23 protein-coding genes are annotated in these 17,959 nt (G+C 62.5%); 16 read left to right on the top strand and 7 right to left on the bottom strand.

Features of this window, described 5'->3' with window-relative positions:
• Positions 1-2 precede the first annotated feature (2 nt).
• Entirely contained in the window at positions 3-1,220 is a 1,218-nt protein-coding gene (locus tag M1E10_RS13975) for an NAD(P)/FAD-dependent oxidoreductase (RefSeq protein ID WP_499177035.1), read from the bottom strand.
• Positions 1,221-1,437: 217 nt separating this feature from the next.
• Between M1E10_RS13975 and M1E10_RS13970 the strand changes: the two genes are divergently transcribed.
• Entirely contained in the window at positions 1,438-1,791 is a 354-nt protein-coding gene (locus M1E10_RS13970) for a hypothetical protein (RefSeq protein WP_499177034.1), read from the top strand.
• Positions 1,792-1,890: 99 nt separating this feature from the next.
• Positions 1,891-3,000 carry a pyridoxal phosphate-dependent aminotransferase gene (locus M1E10_RS13965; RefSeq protein ID WP_499177033.1) on the top strand — a complete coding sequence of 370 codons (1,110 nt, stop codon included), beginning with the start codon at positions 1,891-1,893 and terminating at the stop codon, positions 2,998-3,000.
• Between the two features lie 107 nt (positions 3,001-3,107).
• On the opposite strand, the gene M1E10_RS13960 is transcribed toward M1E10_RS13965, so the two are convergent.
• Positions 3,108-3,374, bottom strand: coding sequence for a sel1 repeat family protein (locus M1E10_RS13960; protein WP_499177032.1), 267 nt, complete (start codon positions 3,372-3,374; stop codon positions 3,108-3,110).
• A 504-nt stretch (positions 3,375-3,878) separates the two neighbouring features.
• On the opposite strand from M1E10_RS13960, the gene M1E10_RS13955 reads away from it, so the two are divergent.
• From M1E10_RS13955 to amn, 10 genes are all read left to right on the top strand, one after another.
• Entirely contained in the window at positions 3,879-4,217 is a 339-nt protein-coding gene (locus tag M1E10_RS13955; RefSeq protein WP_499177031.1) for a DUF2147 domain-containing protein, read from the top strand.
• A gap of 505 nt (positions 4,218-4,722) precedes the next feature.
• Positions 4,723-4,971 carry a hypothetical protein gene (locus M1E10_RS13950; RefSeq protein ID WP_499177030.1) on the top strand — a complete coding sequence of 83 codons (249 nt, stop codon included), beginning with the start codon at positions 4,723-4,725 and terminating at the stop codon, positions 4,969-4,971.
• Positions 4,972-5,064: 93 nt separating this feature from the next.
• Positions 5,065-5,295, top strand: a complete 231-nt coding sequence (locus tag M1E10_RS13945; protein WP_499177029.1) for a hypothetical protein — start codon at positions 5,065-5,067, stop codon at positions 5,293-5,295.
• 83 nt (positions 5,296-5,378) lie between these two features.
• Positions 5,379-5,609 (top strand): hypothetical protein, encoded by a 231-nt coding sequence (locus M1E10_RS13940; protein WP_499177028.1) that lies wholly within the window; start codon positions 5,379-5,381, stop codon positions 5,607-5,609.
• A gap of 83 nt (positions 5,610-5,692) precedes the next feature.
• Positions 5,693-5,929: a hypothetical protein gene (locus tag M1E10_RS13935; RefSeq protein ID WP_499177027.1), complete on the top strand. Its 237-nt coding sequence runs from the start codon at positions 5,693-5,695 to the stop codon at positions 5,927-5,929.
• Between the two features lie 75 nt (positions 5,930-6,004).
• A complete protein-coding gene (locus tag M1E10_RS13930) occupies positions 6,005-6,244 on the top strand; it encodes a hypothetical protein (protein WP_499177026.1) in 240 nt (79 codons plus the stop codon).
• A gap of 426 nt (positions 6,245-6,670) precedes the next feature.
• Positions 6,671-6,928, top strand: coding sequence for a hypothetical protein (locus M1E10_RS13925; RefSeq protein WP_499177025.1), 258 nt, complete (start codon positions 6,671-6,673; stop codon positions 6,926-6,928).
• A gap of 237 nt (positions 6,929-7,165) precedes the next feature.
• Complete coding sequence (locus M1E10_RS13920; protein ID WP_499177024.1) at positions 7,166-7,333, top strand: hypothetical protein; 168 nt, start codon at positions 7,166-7,168, stop codon at positions 7,331-7,333.
• Positions 7,330-7,512, top strand: a complete 183-nt coding sequence (locus M1E10_RS13915; protein WP_499177023.1) for a hypothetical protein — start codon at positions 7,330-7,332, stop codon at positions 7,510-7,512. The genes M1E10_RS13920 and M1E10_RS13915 overlap by 4 nt, the downstream gene beginning before the upstream one ends.
• A 55-nt stretch (positions 7,513-7,567) precedes the next feature.
• A complete protein-coding gene (amn, locus tag M1E10_RS13910; RefSeq protein WP_499177022.1) occupies positions 7,568-9,070 on the top strand; it encodes an AMP nucleosidase in 1,503 nt (500 codons plus the stop codon).
• 29 nt (positions 9,071-9,099) lie between these two features.
• Here amn and M1E10_RS13905 read toward each other — a convergent pair whose 3' ends face one another.
• Positions 9,100-10,464, bottom strand: a complete 1,365-nt coding sequence (locus M1E10_RS13905; protein WP_499177021.1) for an aspartate aminotransferase family protein — start codon at positions 10,462-10,464, stop codon at positions 9,100-9,102.
• 86 nt (positions 10,465-10,550) lie between these two features.
• Between M1E10_RS13905 and M1E10_RS13900 the strand changes: the two genes are divergently transcribed.
• Positions 10,551-11,882, top strand: coding sequence for a glutamine synthetase family protein (locus tag M1E10_RS13900; RefSeq protein ID WP_499177020.1), 1,332 nt, complete (start codon positions 10,551-10,553; stop codon positions 11,880-11,882).
• Positions 11,883-11,888: 6 nt separating this feature from the next.
• On the opposite strand, the gene M1E10_RS13895 is transcribed toward M1E10_RS13900, so the two are convergent.
• Together M1E10_RS13895 and M1E10_RS13890 are read right to left on the bottom strand one after the other, a co-directional pair.
• On the bottom strand, positions 11,889-12,827 hold the full coding sequence (locus tag M1E10_RS13895) for a diacylglycerol/lipid kinase family protein (protein ID WP_499177019.1): 939 nt from the start codon (positions 12,825-12,827) through the stop codon (positions 11,889-11,891).
• A gap of 157 nt (positions 12,828-12,984) precedes the next feature.
• Positions 12,985-13,380 carry a winged helix-turn-helix transcriptional regulator gene (locus M1E10_RS13890; RefSeq protein WP_499177018.1) on the bottom strand — a complete coding sequence of 132 codons (396 nt, stop codon included), beginning with the start codon at positions 13,378-13,380 and terminating at the stop codon, positions 12,985-12,987.
• A gap of 102 nt (positions 13,381-13,482) precedes the next feature.
• On the opposite strand from M1E10_RS13890, the gene M1E10_RS13885 reads away from it, so the two are divergent.
• Together M1E10_RS13885 and M1E10_RS13880 are read left to right on the top strand one after the other, a co-directional pair.
• A complete protein-coding gene (locus M1E10_RS13885; protein ID WP_499177017.1) occupies positions 13,483-14,499 on the top strand; it encodes a zinc-binding alcohol dehydrogenase family protein in 1,017 nt (338 codons plus the stop codon).
• 150 nt (positions 14,500-14,649) lie between these two features.
• On the top strand, positions 14,650-15,069 hold the full coding sequence (locus M1E10_RS13880) for a DoxX family protein (RefSeq protein ID WP_499177016.1): 420 nt from the start codon (positions 14,650-14,652) through the stop codon (positions 15,067-15,069).
• On the opposite strand, the gene M1E10_RS13875 is transcribed toward M1E10_RS13880, so the two are convergent.
• The gene (locus M1E10_RS13875; protein WP_499177015.1) at positions 15,066-15,683 is read right to left on the bottom strand and encodes a L,D-transpeptidase; all 618 of its coding nucleotides are present in this window, start codon (positions 15,681-15,683) and stop codon (positions 15,066-15,068) included. The two genes, M1E10_RS13880 and M1E10_RS13875, sit on opposite strands and share 4 nt — an antisense overlap.
• 176 nt (positions 15,684-15,859) lie before the next feature.
• Here M1E10_RS13875 and M1E10_RS13870 point away from each other — a divergent pair, with 176 nt between their 5' ends.
• On the top strand, positions 15,860-16,057 hold the full coding sequence (locus tag M1E10_RS13870; RefSeq protein ID WP_499177014.1) for a type II toxin-antitoxin system VapB family antitoxin: 198 nt from the start codon (positions 15,860-15,862) through the stop codon (positions 16,055-16,057).
• A gap of 15 nt (positions 16,058-16,072) precedes the next feature.
• On the opposite strand, the gene M1E10_RS13865 is transcribed toward M1E10_RS13870, so the two are convergent.
• Entirely contained in the window at positions 16,073-17,737 is a 1,665-nt protein-coding gene (locus M1E10_RS13865) for an electron transfer flavoprotein-ubiquinone oxidoreductase (RefSeq protein ID WP_499177013.1), read from the bottom strand.
• Positions 17,738-17,959: the final 222 nt, after the last annotated feature.

The raw sequence follows: 17,959 nt of genomic DNA, 5'->3' as shown, positions 1-17,959 counted from the left end.
TCCTAACGGAGAAGTTGCTTGAGATCGGCGGCGGGATCAATCAGCACGCGGCGGTCCGGCTCTTGGCCTGCATCGAGCAGCTTCTTGCCGGTGACATAGGCCTTGGCGTCGTTGATGGCATCCACCGCCAAAAAGCGGCCTTCGCGGAAATACCAGATCGAGATGCTGCCTTCGCGCATTCCCGGGCGCACCAGGGTTTCGTCGTAGCCAAGATTGAAGCCGGCGATCTGCAGCTTGACGTCGTATTGGTCGGACCAGAACCATGGCTTGGGATCATAAGGTGTATCGCCACCGGCGAGAACCGCCGCGATGGCCTCGGCCTGGTCGACGGCGTTCTGAACCGACTCGAGCCGGATGTTACGACCGTTCCAGGGCAGCAGCGTGCAGTCGCCGGCGGCAACGATGGCCGGATCGGAGGTGCGTCCGAAGGCGTCGACGATGACGCCATTGCCGACGTCGAGGCCGCTCTCGCGCGCCAGCCGGTCGTTCGGCGTAACGCCGATCCCGACGATGGCGAAATCGACCTCGACCACGGTGCCGTCGGAGAGTTCGGCGCCGCAGATCCTGCCGTCCCTGCCGACCAGGCGGACGAGGCCCGTCTTCTCGCGGATGGACACGCCGTGCCGGAGATGCACCGCGCGGATCAGGCCGGCCGTCTCGGCAGAGGCGACGCGCGCCAGGATGCGGTCGGCCATCTCGATCAGCGTCACCTCGACCCCGAGATGGCGGGCGACGGCGGCGGCCTCGAGGCCGATATAGCCACCGCCGATCACCAGCAGACGACGACCGGGACGCATCTCGGCGGCCAGCTCGTCGGCGTCGCGCTTGCTGCGCATGACGTAGACGCCATCGAGGTCTCCGCCGATTGCGGCCGGAAGCTCCCGCGGCGCCGCCCCCGTCGTCAGCGCCAGCGTGTGATAGTCGAGAAAGCTGCCGTCCTGCATGCGAATGCGTCGTCCGGTCCGGTCGATCTCCTCGACGAAGGTCGACAGCCGCACCTCGACATCGTGCTCGGCGTACCAGTCGTCTGGCCGGTAGGTCAGGCGGTCGAAGGTCATCTCGCCCAGCAGATACTTCTTGGAGAGCGGCGGACGCTGGTAGGGATGCACCTCCTCGGCACCGACCAGTGTGATCGGCCGCGTGTCCTTGAGGGCGCGGAGCCTGGCGGCAAGGGCAAACCCGGCCTGTCCGGCTCCGACGATCACAAGCCTGTCCGTCAATGGCCGTCCTTCCCTGCAAAGCGGCAAAATTCACGGGAGGGGTAGCGCCGGGAGGCGATTCCGTCAACCGGGAGACGGATGCGGCAGCCTTAGGCGGCGCCTGGGCGAGCGCCTGCCGCACAATCGTACAGGAGGGCACAATTCGATGGATCGCATTCAGCATGTGTTAGCTGATGTCGGGCAGACTGCGGTCCTGAGGAGACAGAAGGAGGGTGTCATGCCCTTGAATATGGACCACGATCCCAAACAAGCCGCTTCGCGAGAACAGGCGTTCGAGAAGTTCCCCATCGAACGGCCCGGCAAGATCATCTTCGTCGGCCACCATCTCAGCACGGGAACGTATCTGCGCTGCCTGATCCGCACGATGTCGCTCTACGGGGCCGAACTGGAAGTCAGCCCCCACATCCCCGTCCCCAGCAACTTCTTCCTGGAGATCCTCGGCATCCATGACGAGATCGGATGCACGGTGATCCGCCGCGAGGAGGAGAAGGTGACCGTCGGCTTCAACATGCTGATCAACGCCGAATTCCTTCACCACGTGATCCGCCTGAGCTTCGAAACCAGCCACTGAGACCTGGTCGAACGAACCATTTGGCGGCAGGCGCGGCTTGCACGCATGCGAATCGGCCCTATTGTGAGCCGGTTTCAGCGCAGCAGGTTTATCATCATCATGTCGGCATTCTCTCGTTTCACGCCCCTCATCAACGCGCTGCCGTCCACGGTTCCGTTCGTCGGTCCTGAAGCCATCGAGCGCAAGCGCGGCCTGGCCGTACAGGCCCGGATCGGCGCGAACGAGAACGGTTTCGGTCCGGCTCCGTCGGTCTTGCAAGCGATTGCGGAAGCGGCCCCCTCGACCTGGAAGTACAACGACCCGGAAAATTTTGCCCTGAAGCAGGCGCTGGCCGCTCATCTCGGCTGCCGGCCGGAGAACCTGGCAATCGGGGAAGGCATCGATTCGCTGCTCGGGCAGATCGTCCGGCTGGTGATCGAGCCGGGGTTTTCGGTGGTGACGTCACTCGGCGCCTATCCGACCTTCAACTTCCATGTCACCGGCCATGGCGGACAGCTCGTGACGGTGCCTTATGTGGACGACCGCGAAGACCTCGACGGCCTGCTCGATGCGGTCCGCCGCGAAAACCCGCCGCTCGTCTATTTCGCCAATCCCGACAATCCGATGGGCAGCTGGTGGAATGCCGACAGCGTCGTGGCCTTCGCGCTTGCGGTGCCTGAAACCTCGCTGCTCATTCTGGACGAGGCCTATTGCGAAACTGCACCCGCCGGCTCGACGCCCGCGGTCGAGGCGCTGCTCGACCGTCCGAACGTGATCCGCACCCGCACCTTCTCCAAGGCCTACGGCCTGGCCGGCGCCCGCATCGGCTACGCCATCTCGACGCCGGGAACGGCCGCGGCCTTCGACAAGATCCGCAATCATTTCGGGATGGCGCGCATCAGCACCGCGGCGGCGCTCGCGGCACTGGCCGATCAGGATTATCTGGGGAAGGTCATCGACCGGATTGCCGGCTCGCGGGAGCGGATTGCGCAGATCGCCCGCGACAACGGGCTCACGCCCCTGCCCTCGGCAACCAATTTCGTGGCGATCGACTGTGGCCGTGATGGGGCTTACGCTAAGGCGATCGTCGATGGGCTGATGGATTACGGCGTCTTCATCCGCATGCCGGGTGTCGCGCCGCTCAACCGCTGCATCCGCGTGAGTGCCGGACCTGAGAGCGACATGGCGCTTTTGGAGCAGGCCCTGCCCCTGGTGCTCAAGAACCTCTAACGCGAAAACCGCGCCAGCCTTGTTTCTGCCGGTCGCGGTTCAATCGCTTGTGCTGAGGTGACGGACGGCAAGGTGCCGTCGGTTGACGCTGCCATTGATGCGCAGCATCAGTGCATCGTCATCCATTCACGGGCAGCGCGCAGTGCCGCTGCAAGTTCGAGCTTGCTCATCGTCTGGGCAAGATCGCTCCGCAGTTCGGCAGCGCGCTCGGAGCCCTTGATGGCGGCGATGTTGAGCCACTTGTGCGCCGAGACCAGATCGACGGCACAGCCGCGACCCGTCGCATACATCAGACCCATGTCGCAGAATACGTCTGCACGGGCCTCGCCACCCATTGTGGCATTGTCGGTATTGTACATTTCAAAGCGTGCCATTGGTTTTGTCCCTGTTTGACCTGTTTACTTGTAGACCCTGTTTCTGCCCTTTCGGGCTCCGTCCGGATCGCCGTCTTCAAGCGGCTTTTTGTGACCCGTCCGTCGGCGGAATTTCCCGCTCGTTTGATGACCTGAGTATCGCCCACATCTGCCAACAGGCGCCTAAAAAGCTTGATTAATTTGAAGAAAACAAAATGCAAACGCTTGGTAAAATTGAGTTTTCGTTAAATATCAAGGGCCCTGTCGCGTCGGGATTTCCGCTCAAAATTTACGAAAACTTCACGTGCGGATTTCAACCCTTTGCTAACCGCAATCTTGATGGCGCATGTCCCGGTCCGCCCAACCGACCCTGCAGCGCCCCCTGAAAATGCGGCCATACCCAGTTCGATGAGCGTTTACCTTTACGTGCCGGTAAGATAATCTCTCTTCTGCTTGCCGGGATGGGGCAAGCAGGAGGAAACGGGCGGGCGCGCTGCGCTGCCCTTCGGGATGGAGAACCACACGATGAAGCGTCATCTGATGCTGACTGCCGCCTTTGCACTGTTTGCCACGGCGGGAATTGCAGCCGAACCCATTGAAGGCAACTGGAAGACCGCCAGCGGCGAAACCGCCGTGATCGGTTCATGCGGCGGCGCCTATTGCGTCACGCTGAAGACTGGCAAGCACGCCGGCCGGCAGATCGGCAAGCTCGCCGGCAGCGGCGGCACCTATAATGGCGAAATCACCGACCCCGCCAACGACAAGACCTATAGCGGTTCCGGCGCCGTCAACGGCAATACGCTGAAGATGAAGGGTTGCGTCATGAAGATCCTCTGCAAGACGCAGACCTGGAGCCGTCTCTAGCACCCGGAACATGGTCGGCGGCGGTGGCAATATCCGCCGCCATTCGCTCGCGAAGCACCCCGACAGCTGCTTCGCGTGGCTCCCGCCATGCAAAATATGGAGGCAGATGCCTGCAGAATTGCGTTTTTTGCAGGCATCAAAAAATTTGTTTGCCTCTTGAATCCGTCGCTCACGATACATGATAGGACACTCCGGACGGCGCATGTTCCGTTTGCCTTATTTACGCGACCTATAGTCACATTTCTGACATCTAATTTATAGCGCCTTGATAAGGCTTGTTGTTTTTGCACTGCAGCATAAAATGTCGCGGCGTCGTTCCCCCGCAGCCGCGCCGGCCTTGACGGAAATTCATCTTCCGGTTGTAGAGAAATTTGCCGCACTCGGATTGTCAATGTCTCGTTGACAGCGGATTCCGATTTCTGGTCTTCCGCCTTCCGCTTTTCGGTCCGATATCAGCTTCAGCAAACGGCACACTGTTTTGCTCACGTTGATAAGGAATATGAAAATGTTGAAGTCCATTCGTTCGTCACTCGCCATCGCCCTCATGGCATCTGCTGCCTTCGGTGGCGCCGCACTGGCCTCTGGCGACTACTATGATGGCGCTTCGGCCGAACCTGCCGCAACTGTCGATCTCTTCCAGACCAGCAGCATCGGCACTGACGCCAAGGCTGACCGCGCCACCGGCATGACGGTCGTTTCCGACCGGACCGTCGATAACGGCGACTACTACCAGGGCGCAAACCGTCCGCTGTAACAATCAGCATCGGCGCCCCGAAGTTCATTCAAGACATCGGCCCATGCACAGGTCGCAAACTCAGTGCAGGGCGTAAATTCCAAGGATAACACCATGACCAAGTCTCTCGCATCCACCATTGCCGCTGCCCTGATCGCTTCCGCCTCCTTCGGTGGCGCAGCCCTCGCAGCCGGCGACTACTATGAAGGCGTGTCGCAGAACACCGCCTCGCAGCAGATCGACCGCACCCAGACCAACAGCATCGGCGACCAGGGCTCCGCTCAGGCTTCCGCCCAGACGGTCGACCGTGGTGACTATTTCGTCGGCGCAAACCGCCCCGAATAATCATCGCCGTTCATTCAAGACATCCACCCATGCACAGGTCGCAATCTCAGTGCATGTGGCCCCATTCACCAAAGGATAAAACCATGACCAAGTCTCTCGCATCCACCATTGCCGCCGCCCTGATCGCTTCCGCCTCCTTCGGTGGCGCAGCCCTCGCAGCCGGCGACTACTATGAAGGCGCGTCCGAAAACGCCGCTTCGCACCAGATCGACCGCACGCAGACCAACAGCATCGGCGACCAGGGCTCCGCTCAGGCTTCCGCCCAGACGGTCGACCGTGGTGACTATTTCGTCGGCGCAAACCGCCCCGAATAATCATCGCCGTTCATTCAAGACATCGGCCCAAGCACAGGTCGCAAACTCAGTGCATGTGGCCCCATTCACCAAAGGATAAAACCATGACCAAGTCTCTCGCATCCACCATTGCCGCCGCCCTGATCGCTTCCGCCTCCTTCGGTGGCGCAGCCCTCGCAGCCGGTGACTACTATGAAGGCGCGTCCGAAAACGCCGCTTCGCACCAAATCGACCGCACGCAGACCAACAGCATCGGCGACCGTGACCAGCGCTTCTCCCAGGCTCCGGCACCGACCGTCGAACGCGGTGACTACTACGAAGGCGCAAACCGCCCGCAGTGAACGGCCATCCAGCCAGGGTTCGTCGCATAGATCCACCGCTTCGCGCGACGAACCAAACCTCCAAGGACAAATTTCATGAAGAACATTGTAGCAGGCATGCTGGCGCTTAGCGTCATCGCTGCCGCCTCTTCCGGTCTTGCCGCAGACGGCGAATATTACACCGGCGTCAAGACTACGTCCCGCATCGACAGCTCCCATACGGGCAGCATCGGCCAAAGGGACGGAATGCAGGTCAAGACATCGCGGGACAACCGCATGCCTGTCGAAACGACGGATCGCGGCGATTACTACGAAGGCGCGCAACAGCCGCAGTAGGACCGTCTGCCCCTCAGACATCATTCCAAAAAAAAAAATACCAGCCGCAGCAGCGGCTGGTATTCGCAGTTCATTCAAGACACCGGCTGAAAGGCGGGTCGCAATCGCCCTTCACCTGCCGCGATGCAGTGGTCTCTCAATCACTGCGCCACATCATCACCATAGATTAACGAATAGCCCGAATCAACAATGGACACGTCAAGCGTGTCCGAATTCCGCGAAATCCAACGGGTTACGCATCTGGAATACAAGAGACGGAATGTCACACATAGGCCTTTTCCCGGTCACATCTGATTGATCTGTCAGTGTTTTCTTTGTGAACTTCTATATGTCATCTTATCGGAACGAAGTCTGCCGGCCGGGGTTATCACTGTGCAAGCCGGCACCGATCTGCCGTCCTGCCTGAGATAAGAAAAGGAATGCATTATGAAAACTTACATCAAGTCGGGCGTCGCAGCCGCACTCATCGCTTCGGCAGCCTTTGCCGGTTCCGCAATGGCGCAGTCCACACAGTACCAGCCTTACGCTGAATCCCCACAGAGCCTCGACGATACCAATGTCGACCGCTCGACCACGGGCAGCATCTATCCCAACTCCCGCATGGGCACGATGTCGAATACCGATATCGACAACTCGCAGGACCGCGGCGATTTCTACGAAGGCGCTCAGCGTCCGACGAACTAAGCAGTTTCTTCAAGCCACCGTTCCCGCTCGGGTCGCAACCACAGAGCGGGATGGAGATGGGAAAGCCGGCGGAAGCCGGCTTTTTCTTTGCGCGCGGCACATCTTTGGCCTGGACGACACGTTCCCGCCGCTGCCCGCTCCCCAGTCCCGCCATGCTGAACCGAACATGAACTCCGGCCTCAGCGTGAGTTCAGGGCCGAAGTCTATGGTCTTCCCATCGGGTTTGGGGAAACGTACATGTCCACTCTGGTTTGCCGCTTCATCATCGTCACCTTGTTCTGCGCCAACTTCGCCATCCTGTTTGCGGCCCTGGTCGCGCAACCGAACCAGAAAGCCTCGGCATTTCTCGCAGGTCCGTCGACGCACTGTGCTCCTGCGGCATTTCGCTGTGGATTGGCCCTATGAGCCGGCGCAGACGCAACGGCCGCGCATTCGTGACTGCGCTTCGCCTGACTGTTGCGGCACTGGCGCTTGTTGGCCCTCTTGCCGCCGTGACCGCTCATACGTCAGACGCCGGACTGTTTCCCAAGCGGGGCGCGGGATTGGTGCTGTTCGTCAGCCTTCAGCGGCAGTCGATGAGCTGATGTCGAGGCGATAGTCCGTGTTTTGTTTGTTACGGACTTCGATCTATAATAGCCCATGAGCAAACGAATCTCCTCCTTCACCAATCCTTCCTCCATCATCCCGAGCGCCTATGAGCCGCGTGTGTTTGATGACGCCACGGCCGCCGTCGACGCACTGACTGAACTTTACGAGCGTAACACCGGCTTTCTTGTGGAGGCATTCGGAACGCTTGCGAAAGGTGCACCAGTCACCGGCCGATATCGTGCCTGCTATCCGCAAGTCAGCATTGAGACGACCTCGTTTGGCCACGCCGACTCCAGGCTCTCCTACGGGCATGTGGCCTCTCCGGGCGTCTACACCACGACCATCACCAAGCCGAAGCTGTTCCGCCACTATCTGATCGAACAGCTCGATCTTTTGATACGCAACCACAGCGTCCCGGTGACGGTTTCGGAATCCGATACGCCGATCCCGCTGCATTTCGCCTTCGGCGAGGGGGCACATGTGGAGGCGTCCGCGACAGCCAGCCTGTCCGATGTCAGCCTGCGCGACCTGTTCGACACACCCGATCTCAACACGACCGACGACCTGATCGCCAACGGCGAATACGATCAGGTGCCGGGAGAGCCCGCACCGCTGGCGCCGTTCACGGCGCAGCGCATCGATTATTCGCTTGCCCGTCTCAGCCATTACACCGCGACCAGCGCCGATCATTTCCAGAATTTCGTGCTGTTTACCAACTACCAGTTCTACATCGACGAGTTCGCCGCCTGGGCGCGGGAGATGATGGCCAAGGGCGGCGACGGCTATGATGCCTTCGTCGAGCCCGGCAACGTGGTGACGATGGCGGGTTCCGTCAGGGATGATAATGGCGTCGTCGGCCGCATGCCTCAGATGCCGGCCTACCATCTGAAGAAGGAGGGTCACAGCGGCATCACTCTCGTCAACATCGGGGTTGGCCCGTCCAATGCCAAGACGATCACCGACCACATCGCCGTGCTTCGCCCGCACGCCTGGCTGATGGTCGGCCATTGCGCCGGCCTGCGCAACAGCCAGCGACTCGGCGATTACGTGCTGGCGCATGCCTATGTCCGCGAGGACCATGTGCTCGACGACGACCTGCCCGTCTGGGTGCCGATCCCGGCGCTGGCGGAAGTGCAGCAGGCGCTCGAGGATGCCGTCGAGGAGATCACCGGCTATGAGGGCTTCGAGCTGAAGCGCATCATGCGCACCGGAACGGTCGCCACCATCGACAATCGCAATTGGGAACTGCGCGACCAGCGGGGTCCGGTCAAGCGCCTGTCGCAGTCACGCGCTATCGCACTCGACATGGAATCGGCGACGATCGCGGCGAACGGCTTCCGCTTTCGGGTGCCCTACGGCACGCTGCTCTGCGTCTCCGACAAGCCGCTGCACGGCGAGCTGAAACTGCCCGGAATGGCGACGGCCTTCTACCGGACGCAGGTCAGCCAGCACCTGCAGATCGGCATCCGCGCCGTCCAGAAGCTGGCCGCCATGCCCGTCGAGCGACTGCATTCGCGCAAGCTGCGCAGCTTCTACGAGACCGCCTTTCAGTAGGCGGCTCGGGCCCTCCCCAGAGCCGACCGCTAGTCCCTGACGGTGTCGCGCAGGTGGTCGAGGCCCCTGCGGAGCGTATCGATGATCTCGTCGACCTCGGAACGGCTGATGATCAGCGCCGGTGACGCCAGCATGCGGTCGTCGGTGGCGCGCATCACGAGGCCGTTGTCGAGGCAGTGGTTGCGCACCAGCGTGCCCACGTCGTCAGGGTTGGCATAGCGGCGGCGGGTCGATTTGTCGGCGGCAAGCTGGAGCCCGCCGATTAGGCCGACGCTCTCCGCCTCGCCCACCACCTCATGGTCCTCCAGGCTTTTCCAGGCTTTCGCAAAATAAGGACCGATGTCGTCGCGGACCCGCTCGACCAGCCCCTCCTCCTCGATGATGCGCAGGTTTTCCAGCGCTGCGGCAGCGCAGACCGGGTGACCGGAATAGGTGAAGCCGTGGTAGAAGCCGCCGAGTTCCTCGACCATGACATCCGCCACCCGATCGCTGACCAGCACGCCGCCGATCGGCAGGTAGCCCGACGACAGCCCCTTGGCGATCGGCGCCAGGTCCGGCTCGACGCCGTAATGCTGGTGGCCGAACCAGGAGCCGAGACGCCCGAAGCCGCAGATCACCTCGTCGCAGACGAGCAGGATGTTGCGCTCCCGGCAGATGCGGGCGATCTCCGGCCAATAGGTGTCGGGCGGGATGATGACGCCGCCGGCGCCCTGGATGGGTTCGGCGACGAAGGCGGCGACGTTGTCCTCGCCCAGTTCGTCGATCTTCGTCTCCAGCTCGCGCGCCACCTTCAGGCCGAAGTCGGCCGGCGACAGGTCGCCGCCCTCGGCGTACCAGTAGGGCTGGTTGATGTGGGAGATGCCTTCGATCGGCAGATTGCCCTGCTCGTGCATCAGCTTCATCCCGCCGAGCGAGGCGCCGGCCACCGTCGAGCCGTGATAGGCGTTCCTGCGGGCGATCACCTGGGTCTTGGTCGGCTTGCCGAGCGCCTTCCAGTAGACGCGCGCCATGCGGAACCAGGTGTCATTAGCTTCCGATCCGGAATTGGTGAAGAACACGCGGTTCAGCTTGCCGCCCGTATGGGATGCGATCTTCTGCGCCAGCAGCGTCGCCGGCTCCGTCGTGGTGCCGAAGAAGGTGTTGTAATAGGGCAGTTCCTGCATCTGGCGGTAGGCCGCTTCGGCGATCTCCTTGCGACCGTAGCCGACATTGACGCACCAGAGCCCGGCAAAGGCGTCGAGATACTTCTTCCCCGTATTGTCGAAGATATGCACCCCCTCGCCCCGCTGGATGATGCGGGTGCCCGCCTCATTGAGCTTCTTCATGTCGGAGAAGGGATGCAGGTGGTGGGCAGCGTCGATGACTCCGAGGTTGGAAAGGAGCATGTCGGTCATGGAGCGGTCTCCGCCTTGCGATTGTGTGCGCAATTCTTATCGGCTACGAACAAGGCTCCGCAACCTCCTTCAAAAGACATTTCCCCATGGCCGACGAGACTTCTCCGCCCCGCATCGAGATCCTGCTCGTCGGCATGAACGGAGACCTGCGCGGCAAGCAGATCCCGCTGGAGGCGGAGAAGAAGGTTTGGGACGGCCAGGTGCGGCTCCCCTCCTCCACCCAGTCGCTCGATATCTGGGGCGACGACAACGACGACATCACCGGACTGTCGCTGTCGATCGGCGATCCCGACGGCCTCTGCGTCCCCGACCGCCGCAGCCTGGCACCGATGCCCTGGGGGCCGGAAGGCTCGCAGCAGGTGCTGGCGACCATGCACGAGCTCGACGGAAGCCCGAGCTTTATGGATCCGCGCGCCATCCTCGCCGCGATGCTTGCGGGCTATGCGGAGCGCGGGCTGACGCCGGTGGTCGCCACCGAACTCGAATTCTACGTGGTGGAGGACGACTGGCGCGAGACCGGCGTGCCGCGTCCGCCGCAACGGCTCACCTACCGCGGCGACCCCAACGGCTTCCAGCTCTACGACATGACGGCGGTCGATGCGCTCGACGACTATCTCCAGACGGTGCGGACCTGGGCGAAGGCGCAAGGCCTGCCCGCCGATGCCACGACCGCGGAATTCGGACCCGGCCAGTTCGAGATCAATCTTCTGCACCGGCCCGATGCGCTGGCCGCCGCGGACGACTGCATCTACCTGAAGAGGCTGGCCGAACAGGCCGCGCGCCGGCACGGGCTGAAATCCACCTGCATGGCCAAGCCCTACAGCGACCATGCAGGCTCCGGCCTGCACGTGCATGCCAGCATCATCGACCGCGACGGCAACAACGTGCTGGACGCCAAGGGCGGCGACCCGGCCCTCTTGCGTTCGGTCTGCGCCGGCATGCTCGACACCATGCGCGACGCGCAGCTGATCTTCGCGCCGTTTGCCAATTCCTACCGCCGGTTCCAGCCGGGATCCTTCGCGCCGGTCGATATCGACTGGGGCTTCGGTCACCGCGGCACGGCGATCCGCATTCCCGACCAGAACGGACCCGCGGCGCGCATCGAGCATCGCGTCGCCGGGGCGGACGCCAATCCCTATCTGCTGCTGACGGCAATCCTCGGCGGCATGCTGCTCGGGCTCGACAAGAACCTCGATCCGGGTCCGGCGACGGAGCCCGGCGAAGCGCCACCGGGCAACCGCCGGCTGACGCATGATTTTCTCACCGCGGTCGAGGATTTCTCGGCGTCGCCGTTCATTCGCGACGTTTTCGGTGCCCGGTATCAGACGCTCTACGGCGACACGAAGCGGAAGGAGGCGATCGCCCATCTTCGCAGCGTGTCCGACTTCGACTATCGCACCTACCTGCCGCGTCTCTGAGGTGCCTCAGATGCCGGCGCCGGTCTCCTGCCCCTGATCTTCAACGGGCTTGCGCTCGACGAAGACCTTGAGCTCGCCGGCATGGATACGAAGCTTCACGGTTCGATCCATCGGCAGAAGCTCCCCATCGATCACACAGCGCACGTCGCGGCGGGCGCGCGGAAACCGCAGTTCCAGCTCCGTTGCGGTCATCGCGGTGACTGACTGGTTTTCCTTCAGCCGGCCGCGCAGGATATCGAGCGTCAGCCGCGCGACGCCACCGGGCGTCAGTGGGTCGGCGATATAGAAGCCGAGGCGTCCGCCCGTCAGATCTTCGGCAAACAGCAGCGGATCGGGTCCGAATTCATTGTTGGAAACTGAGATGGCGGAGACCTTGCGCAGCCCCTTCCTACCCTCTGCCTCGAAGTCGACTTCGAAGACCGGCGGGTTGAACATGACGCCGAGAACGGCCCGGGCGCTGGCGCGCATCTTGCCGAGGCGGGAGGCAAACGACATGGAATCGCGCAAGCGCACCATGCGGGCGTGAAGACCGGCGGAAAACTGATGGACGAAGCTCTTGCCATTGGCACTGGCAATGTCGACCTGCAGGACATGACCTTCGGCCAGAACGTCGAGAACCTCCCAGATGTCGAGCGGCAGATGCAGCGAGCGGGCAAAGAGGTTCATCGTGCCCGCCGGCACGACTCCAAGTGGCAAGCCGCTGCGCCAGGCAATGTCGGCGGCCGCCGAAATCGTGCCGTCGCCACCGCCGGCGATCAATCCCTCGATCCCGGAAGCGGCAGCCACCCGCTCCATCGTCTCGACGACATCCTTGCCGGAGACGAGATGGCATTCGATCTGGTGGCCGGCATCCCGGAATACCGTCTCGGCATGGGTCCGGTAGGCGTCCATGTCGGTGGTCCTGAAGGTCCCGCCATCGCGGTTGAAGACGGCAACAAGGTTCATCTGGTGCTCTCGATCAGCCTGGGGTTCAGCCGCGGAACAACGGCCCTTGGCGTAAATGGTTGCTTTTCCGCGCCCGCATCGCAGCAGCAGCGGCGAAGGGTATGCAGGTCGTTGAAGTCGACGGGGTCTTTCCGCATGGTCGGCGAACACCCGCCTCTCAGGCAGCGGAGCGAACTGTCTGCTGTTTCGGCAGTTCGGCTGATATCTGACCGTCGCCGCAGATGACATGTTCGCTGCCCCAAAGCCGAAGGGCGGTGATCACCGGCTCCAGGGTCTTGCCCAGGGGCGTCAGGTCATAGTCCACGCGAGGCGGCACGACGGCATGGACGGTCCTCGAGACCACTCCCGCCGCTTCCAGCTCCCGCAGTTGCTTGGTCAGCATCCGCTGCGTGACGGCCGGGATGCGGCGGCGCAGTTCGTTGAAGCGCAGGGTCCCCTCCTCCAGCAGATGGTGCAGGATGACGCCCTTCCACTTTCCGTCGAGGAAGCTCAAGGTCGCCTCGACCGGGCAACCGGGAAAATAATCGATCAGCTTGGCGCGTGGGCGGGACATCGACGGTATCCATTTTGATACTATATGCCAAAAATGTGCATTCTTGCTCATTGCGCATATAGGCCGCATTGAAGCCCCACGCAACGACACAAGGAGATCTCCATGCGCGCCGTCGGCTTCAACATGCCCCAGCCCATCACCGAAGACACCTCGCTGATCGACATCGACCTGCCGATGCCGACCGCCACGGGCCACGATCTCCTCGTCGAGATCAAGGCCGTCTCCGTCAATCCGGTCGACGCCAAGGTCCGTGCCTCGGCACCGGTGGACGCCGGCGACCATCGCGTTCTCGGCTATGATGCCGCCGGCGTGGTGAAGGCCGTGGGTCCCGAGGCCACGCTCTTCCAGCCGGGCGATGAAGTCTTCTACGCTGGCGCGATCGACCGTCCGGGCACGAATTGCGAATTTCATCTGGTCGACGAGCGGATCGTCGGGCGCAAGCCGGAGAGCCTCAGCTTCGAGCAGGCGGCCGCGCTGCCGCTCACCGCCATCACCGCCTATGAGGCCATGCTGCACCGCATGAAGGTGCAGGAACCCGTTCCGGGTGCTGCGAACGCGATCCTGATCATCGGCGGCGCTGGTGGCGTCGGCTCGATTGCCATCCAGCTGGCACGGGAACTGACCGACCTGACGGTGATCGCCACGGCGTCCCGGCCGGAGACGCAGGTCTGGATCCGGGAGCTCGGGGCGCATCACGTTCTAGACCACAGCCAACCGCTGGCGCCGCAGGTCGACGCTCTCGGCCTGGGCTCGCCGGCCTTCGTCTTCTCCACGACGCAGACCGAGCAGCATCTTGCCGACATCCTGGAGCTGATCGCGCCCCAGGGCCGCTTCTGCCTGATCGATGACCCGAAGAACCCGATGGATCTGCGGCCCTTCAAGCGCAAGGCCCTGTCCATCCACTGGGAGCTGATGTTCACCCGCTCGCTCTTCCAGACGGCCGACATGATCGAGCAGCACAAGCTTCTCAACCATGTAGCGGAGCTTGTCGATGCCGGCCGCATCCGCACCACGCTCGCCGAGACCTACGGCACCATCAATGCCGCCAACCTCAAGCGCGCGCATACGATGATCGAAAGCGGACGCGCCAAGGGCAAGATCGTGCTCTCCGGCTTCTAGGCTGCCGGTCCCTCTCCCGGCCGGCGGCAGCACCAGCGTGCCGTCGGTTCTTCTCGCCGTCCACCGGACATAGGGACGGCGAAATCAAGCCACTTATCAGACGGCGCAAGATGGATTATTGTGGGTCAGTCATTGCCAGAGGGGGCTCATATGGCGATATCTCAAGCATCCGCATTCGGCAGCACGATCGACGCGATCACCGGCAGAACCTGGTTCGGCTATCTCGCCAGGATCGTGCTCACCTTCGGCTTCTGGGCAAGCGGGCTTGCCAAGCTGATCGACTTTCAGGCCGGCACAGCAGAAATGGCGCATTTCGGCCTGGAGCCGGCGGCGGCCTTCAACATCGCCGTCATCATCACCCAGCTCGGCGGATCGGCGCTGATCATCCTGAACCGCTGGACCTGGCTCGGCGCCGGCGCTCTCGCCGTGTTCACGCTGCTGACGATCCCCATCGCCCACAACTTCTGGACGATGGAGGAGCCGTTCAGGACCATGGAATTCCACGTGGTGATGGAGCACATCACCGTCATCGGCGGCCTGATGGTCGTTGCCTGGAAGACGGCGCGCTAGGCCTGCAGCACCACGACCCGGTCGCCGACATTGACGCGGTCGTAGAGGTCGATCACGTCGTGGTTCATCATGCGCACGCAGCCGCTCGACATGGCATAGCCGATGGTCTGCGGCTGGTTGGTGCCGTGGATGCGGAAGTGCGTATCGTTGCCGCCGCGGTAGAGATACATGGCGCGGGCGCCCAGCGGGTTGTTCGGGCCGCCTGGCAGGCCGCCGGCATATTTCAGGTTCTTTTCCGGCTCGCGGCGGATCATGTTGGCCGTCGGCGTCCACGTCGGCCATTCGGCCTTGCGCCCGACGTAGGCATTGCCACGGAACGCCAGGCCTTCCTTGCCGACACCGACGCCGTAGCGCATCGCCTGGCCGCCTTCCATGACGTGATAGAGGCGGCGCGCCTGAGTGTCGACCACGACGGTTCCAGGCTTGTGAGTCGTCTCATAGGCCACAACCTGGCGGCGCAGTTCCGGCTTGATCTTGTCGAGCGGCACCGCCTTCAGCGGAAACTGCTCATCCGGAAGTGCCGCATAATTGGCGCGGTGATCGACCCCGCTCGAGGCGCAGGCGGTAGCAAACAGCGGCAGTCCGATCAGAAACCCGCGGCGGGAAATCGACATGAATCGTGTCCTTAAGGTGTCGTTTTGATGATCCGCAAGTTAGGAACTTATGGTTAACGAAGCCATAATTCCCCAACTGCACATAATCACGACTACGTCAGGAAATTCTCGTCTCCGGCAGCCTTGAAGTATGCATCATTTGGTGCTGATCATGGTGCCTGCTGAGGAGCACCCTGATGAGAACTACCGTTACTCTCGACGATCAGCTTGTTTTGCGCGCGCAGGAAGTGACCGGCATTCAGGAGCGTTCGGCACTCCTCAACGAGGCCTTGACGCGGTTGATCGAACACGAGGCGGCCCAACGCCTGATCATGCTGGGCGGCAGTGCCCCTGAGGCGGCAGCACCGCCACGGCGGCGATGGGATTTGTGCTAGCTCGGATAGGAGCCTCTACATGCTCGGATAGACCGGACCCTCGCCGCCCTGCGGCGGTACCCAGTTGATGTTCTGGTTGGGGTCCTTGATGTCGCAGGTCTTGCAGTGGACGCAGTTCTGGGCGTTGATGACGTAAACTTCCTCGCCGTCCTTCTCGACCCATTCGTAGACGCCCGCCGGACAGTAGCGGGTCGACGGGCCGGCATAGACGCCGAGTTCGGAGCGCTTCTGCAGCTCCATGTCCTTCACCTGCAGGTGGACCGGCTGGTCCTCCTCATGGTTGGTGTTGGACAGGAAGACCGACGACAGGCGGTCGAAGGTCAGAACACCGTCCGGCTTCGGATAAGCGATCGGCTTGTGCTTGGCGGCCGGCTCGAGGCTTTCGGCATCGGTCTTGCCGTGCTTCAGCGTGCCGAGGACGGAGAAGCCGAGCAGCTGGTTGGTCCACATGTCGATGCCACCGAGCGCGATGCCGAGGCCGGTGCCGAGCTTCGACCACAGCGGCTTGACGTTGCGCACCCGCTTCAGATCCTGGCCGATCGGACCGGCGCGCCATTCGTTCTCGATCTCCACCACTTCATCATTGGCGCGGCCGGCGGCGATCGCCGCGGCGATCTTTTCCGCCGCCAGCATGCCGGAATGGACGGCATTGTGGCTGCCCTTGATGCGGGGCACGTTGACGAGACCGGCCGAACAGCCGATCAGCGCGCCACCCGGGAAGGACAGCTTCGGCACCGACTGGTAGCCGCCCTCGGTGATGGCGCGGGCGCCGTAGGAAATGCGCTTGGCGCCCTCGAAGGTCGAGGCGATGGCCGGATGCGTCTTGAAGCGCTGGAATTCCTCGAAGGGGTAGAGATAGGGGTTCTTGTAGTTCAGGTGGACGACGAAGCCGACGGCCACGAGGTTGTCGTGCAGGTGGTAGAGGAAGGAGCCGCCGCCGGTCTTCATGCCGAGCGGCCAGCCGAAGGAATGCTGCACGAGGCCGGGTTTGTGGTTTTCCGGCTTCACCTCCCAGAGCTCCTTGAGGCCGATGCCGTATTTCTGCGGCTCGCGATCCTTCTGGAGATCGTATTTGGCGATCAGCTGCTTGGCGAGCGAACCGCGCACGCCCTCGCCGATCAGCACGTATTTCCCGTGCAGTTCCATGCCGCGGGTGAAGGCGGGACCGGGTTCGCCATTGCGCTCCACGCCCATGTCGCCGGTGGCAACGCCGCGCACCGCGCCCTTGTCGTCGTAGAGAACTTCGGTTGCCGCAAAGCCCGGATAGATCTCGACGCCGAGCGCTTCCGCCTTTTCGGCGAGCCAGCGACAGACGAGGCCGAGCGAGACGATGTAATTGCCGTGGTTGCTCATCAGCGGCGGCATCAGCATGTTGGGCAGGCGCACGGAGCCCGCAGGACCGAGGAAGAGGAACTGATCGTCCGTCACCGGCGTGGTGAAGGGATGGCCCTCCTCCTCGCGCCAGCCGGGCAGCAGTTTGTCGATGCCCGAGGGGTCGACCACCGCGCCGGAGAGGATATGAGCGCCGACTTCCGCGCCCTTTTCGAGCACGACGACCGAAAGTTCAGGATTGACCTGTTTCAGCCGGATGGCCGACGCCAGGCCGGCCGGACCGGCACCGACGATCACCACGTCGAATTCCATGCTCTCGCGTTCGGGAAGTTCCATGTGCTCGCTCATCACCTGCTCCGCTTGCCGGCTCCGCTCCCGGCATCCTCAACTTGTCTGACAACTCATTTGGCAAATGCCGATGCGCTTGTCGACCACCAAACTACAGTATCATGTGCCGCCACAGACGCAGCCTTACCTTTACGTGAACGTAAGATATCGGCTCCGGCGGGAAAATCAAGTTTCGTCCGGGATCCACGACGCCTGCCTGCCCCGTTCGCCCTTGCAATGCCA

This window comes from Rhizobium sp. PK7-22, from assembly GCF_056530405.1.
This window is presented reverse-complemented; position numbering and strand designations above follow the sequence as displayed.

Excerpts from the sequence above, each read along its gene's own strand:
- M1E10_RS13955 (WP_499177031.1), top strand. The coding sequence starts at position 3,879 with ATGAAGCGTCATCTGATGCTGACTGCCGCCTTTGCACTGTTTGCCACG.
- M1E10_RS13870 (WP_499177014.1), top strand. The coding sequence starts at position 15,860 with ATGAGAACTACCGTTACTCTCGACGATCAGCTTGTTTTGCGCGCGCAG.
- M1E10_RS13900 (WP_499177020.1), top strand. The coding sequence starts at position 10,551 with ATGGCCGACGAGACTTCTCCGCCCCGCATCGAGATCCTGCTCGTCGGC.
- M1E10_RS13950 (WP_499177030.1), top strand. The coding sequence starts at position 4,723 with ATGTTGAAGTCCATTCGTTCGTCACTCGCCATCGCCCTCATGGCATCT.
- M1E10_RS13905 (WP_499177021.1), bottom strand. The coding sequence starts at position 10,464 with ATGACCGACATGCTCCTTTCCAACCTCGGAGTCATCGACGCTGCCCAC.
- M1E10_RS13885 (WP_499177017.1), top strand. The coding sequence starts at position 13,483 with ATGCGCGCCGTCGGCTTCAACATGCCCCAGCCCATCACCGAAGACACC.
- M1E10_RS13940 (WP_499177028.1), top strand. The coding sequence starts at position 5,379 with ATGACCAAGTCTCTCGCATCCACCATTGCCGCCGCCCTGATCGCTTCC.
- M1E10_RS13930 (WP_499177026.1), top strand. The coding sequence starts at position 6,005 with ATGAAGAACATTGTAGCAGGCATGCTGGCGCTTAGCGTCATCGCTGCC.
- M1E10_RS13915 (WP_499177023.1), top strand. The coding sequence starts at position 7,330 with ATGAGCCGGCGCAGACGCAACGGCCGCGCATTCGTGACTGCGCTTCGC.
- M1E10_RS13945 (WP_499177029.1), top strand. The coding sequence starts at position 5,065 with ATGACCAAGTCTCTCGCATCCACCATTGCCGCTGCCCTGATCGCTTCC.
- M1E10_RS13960 (WP_499177032.1), bottom strand. The coding sequence starts at position 3,374 with ATGGCACGCTTTGAAATGTACAATACCGACAATGCCACAATGGGTGGC.
- M1E10_RS13965 (WP_499177033.1), top strand. The coding sequence starts at position 1,891 with ATGTCGGCATTCTCTCGTTTCACGCCCCTCATCAACGCGCTGCCGTCC.
- M1E10_RS13925 (WP_499177025.1), top strand. The coding sequence starts at position 6,671 with ATGAAAACTTACATCAAGTCGGGCGTCGCAGCCGCACTCATCGCTTCG.
- M1E10_RS13865 (WP_499177013.1), bottom strand. The coding sequence starts at position 17,737 with ATGAGCGAGCACATGGAACTTCCCGAACGCGAGAGCATGGAATTCGAC.
- M1E10_RS13880 (WP_499177016.1), top strand. The coding sequence starts at position 14,650 with ATGGCGATATCTCAAGCATCCGCATTCGGCAGCACGATCGACGCGATC.
- M1E10_RS13935 (WP_499177027.1), top strand. The coding sequence starts at position 5,693 with ATGACCAAGTCTCTCGCATCCACCATTGCCGCCGCCCTGATCGCTTCC.
- M1E10_RS13920 (WP_499177024.1), top strand. The coding sequence starts at position 7,166 with ATGTCCACTCTGGTTTGCCGCTTCATCATCGTCACCTTGTTCTGCGCC.
- M1E10_RS13875 (WP_499177015.1), bottom strand. The coding sequence starts at position 15,683 with ATGTCGATTTCCCGCCGCGGGTTTCTGATCGGACTGCCGCTGTTTGCT.
- M1E10_RS13970 (WP_499177034.1), top strand. The coding sequence starts at position 1,438 with ATGCCCTTGAATATGGACCACGATCCCAAACAAGCCGCTTCGCGAGAA.
- M1E10_RS13890 (WP_499177018.1), bottom strand. The coding sequence starts at position 13,380 with ATGTCCCGCCCACGCGCCAAGCTGATCGATTATTTTCCCGGTTGCCCG.
- amn (WP_499177022.1), top strand. The coding sequence starts at position 7,568 with ATGAGCAAACGAATCTCCTCCTTCACCAATCCTTCCTCCATCATCCCG.
- M1E10_RS13895 (WP_499177019.1), bottom strand. The coding sequence starts at position 12,827 with ATGAACCTTGTTGCCGTCTTCAACCGCGATGGCGGGACCTTCAGGACC.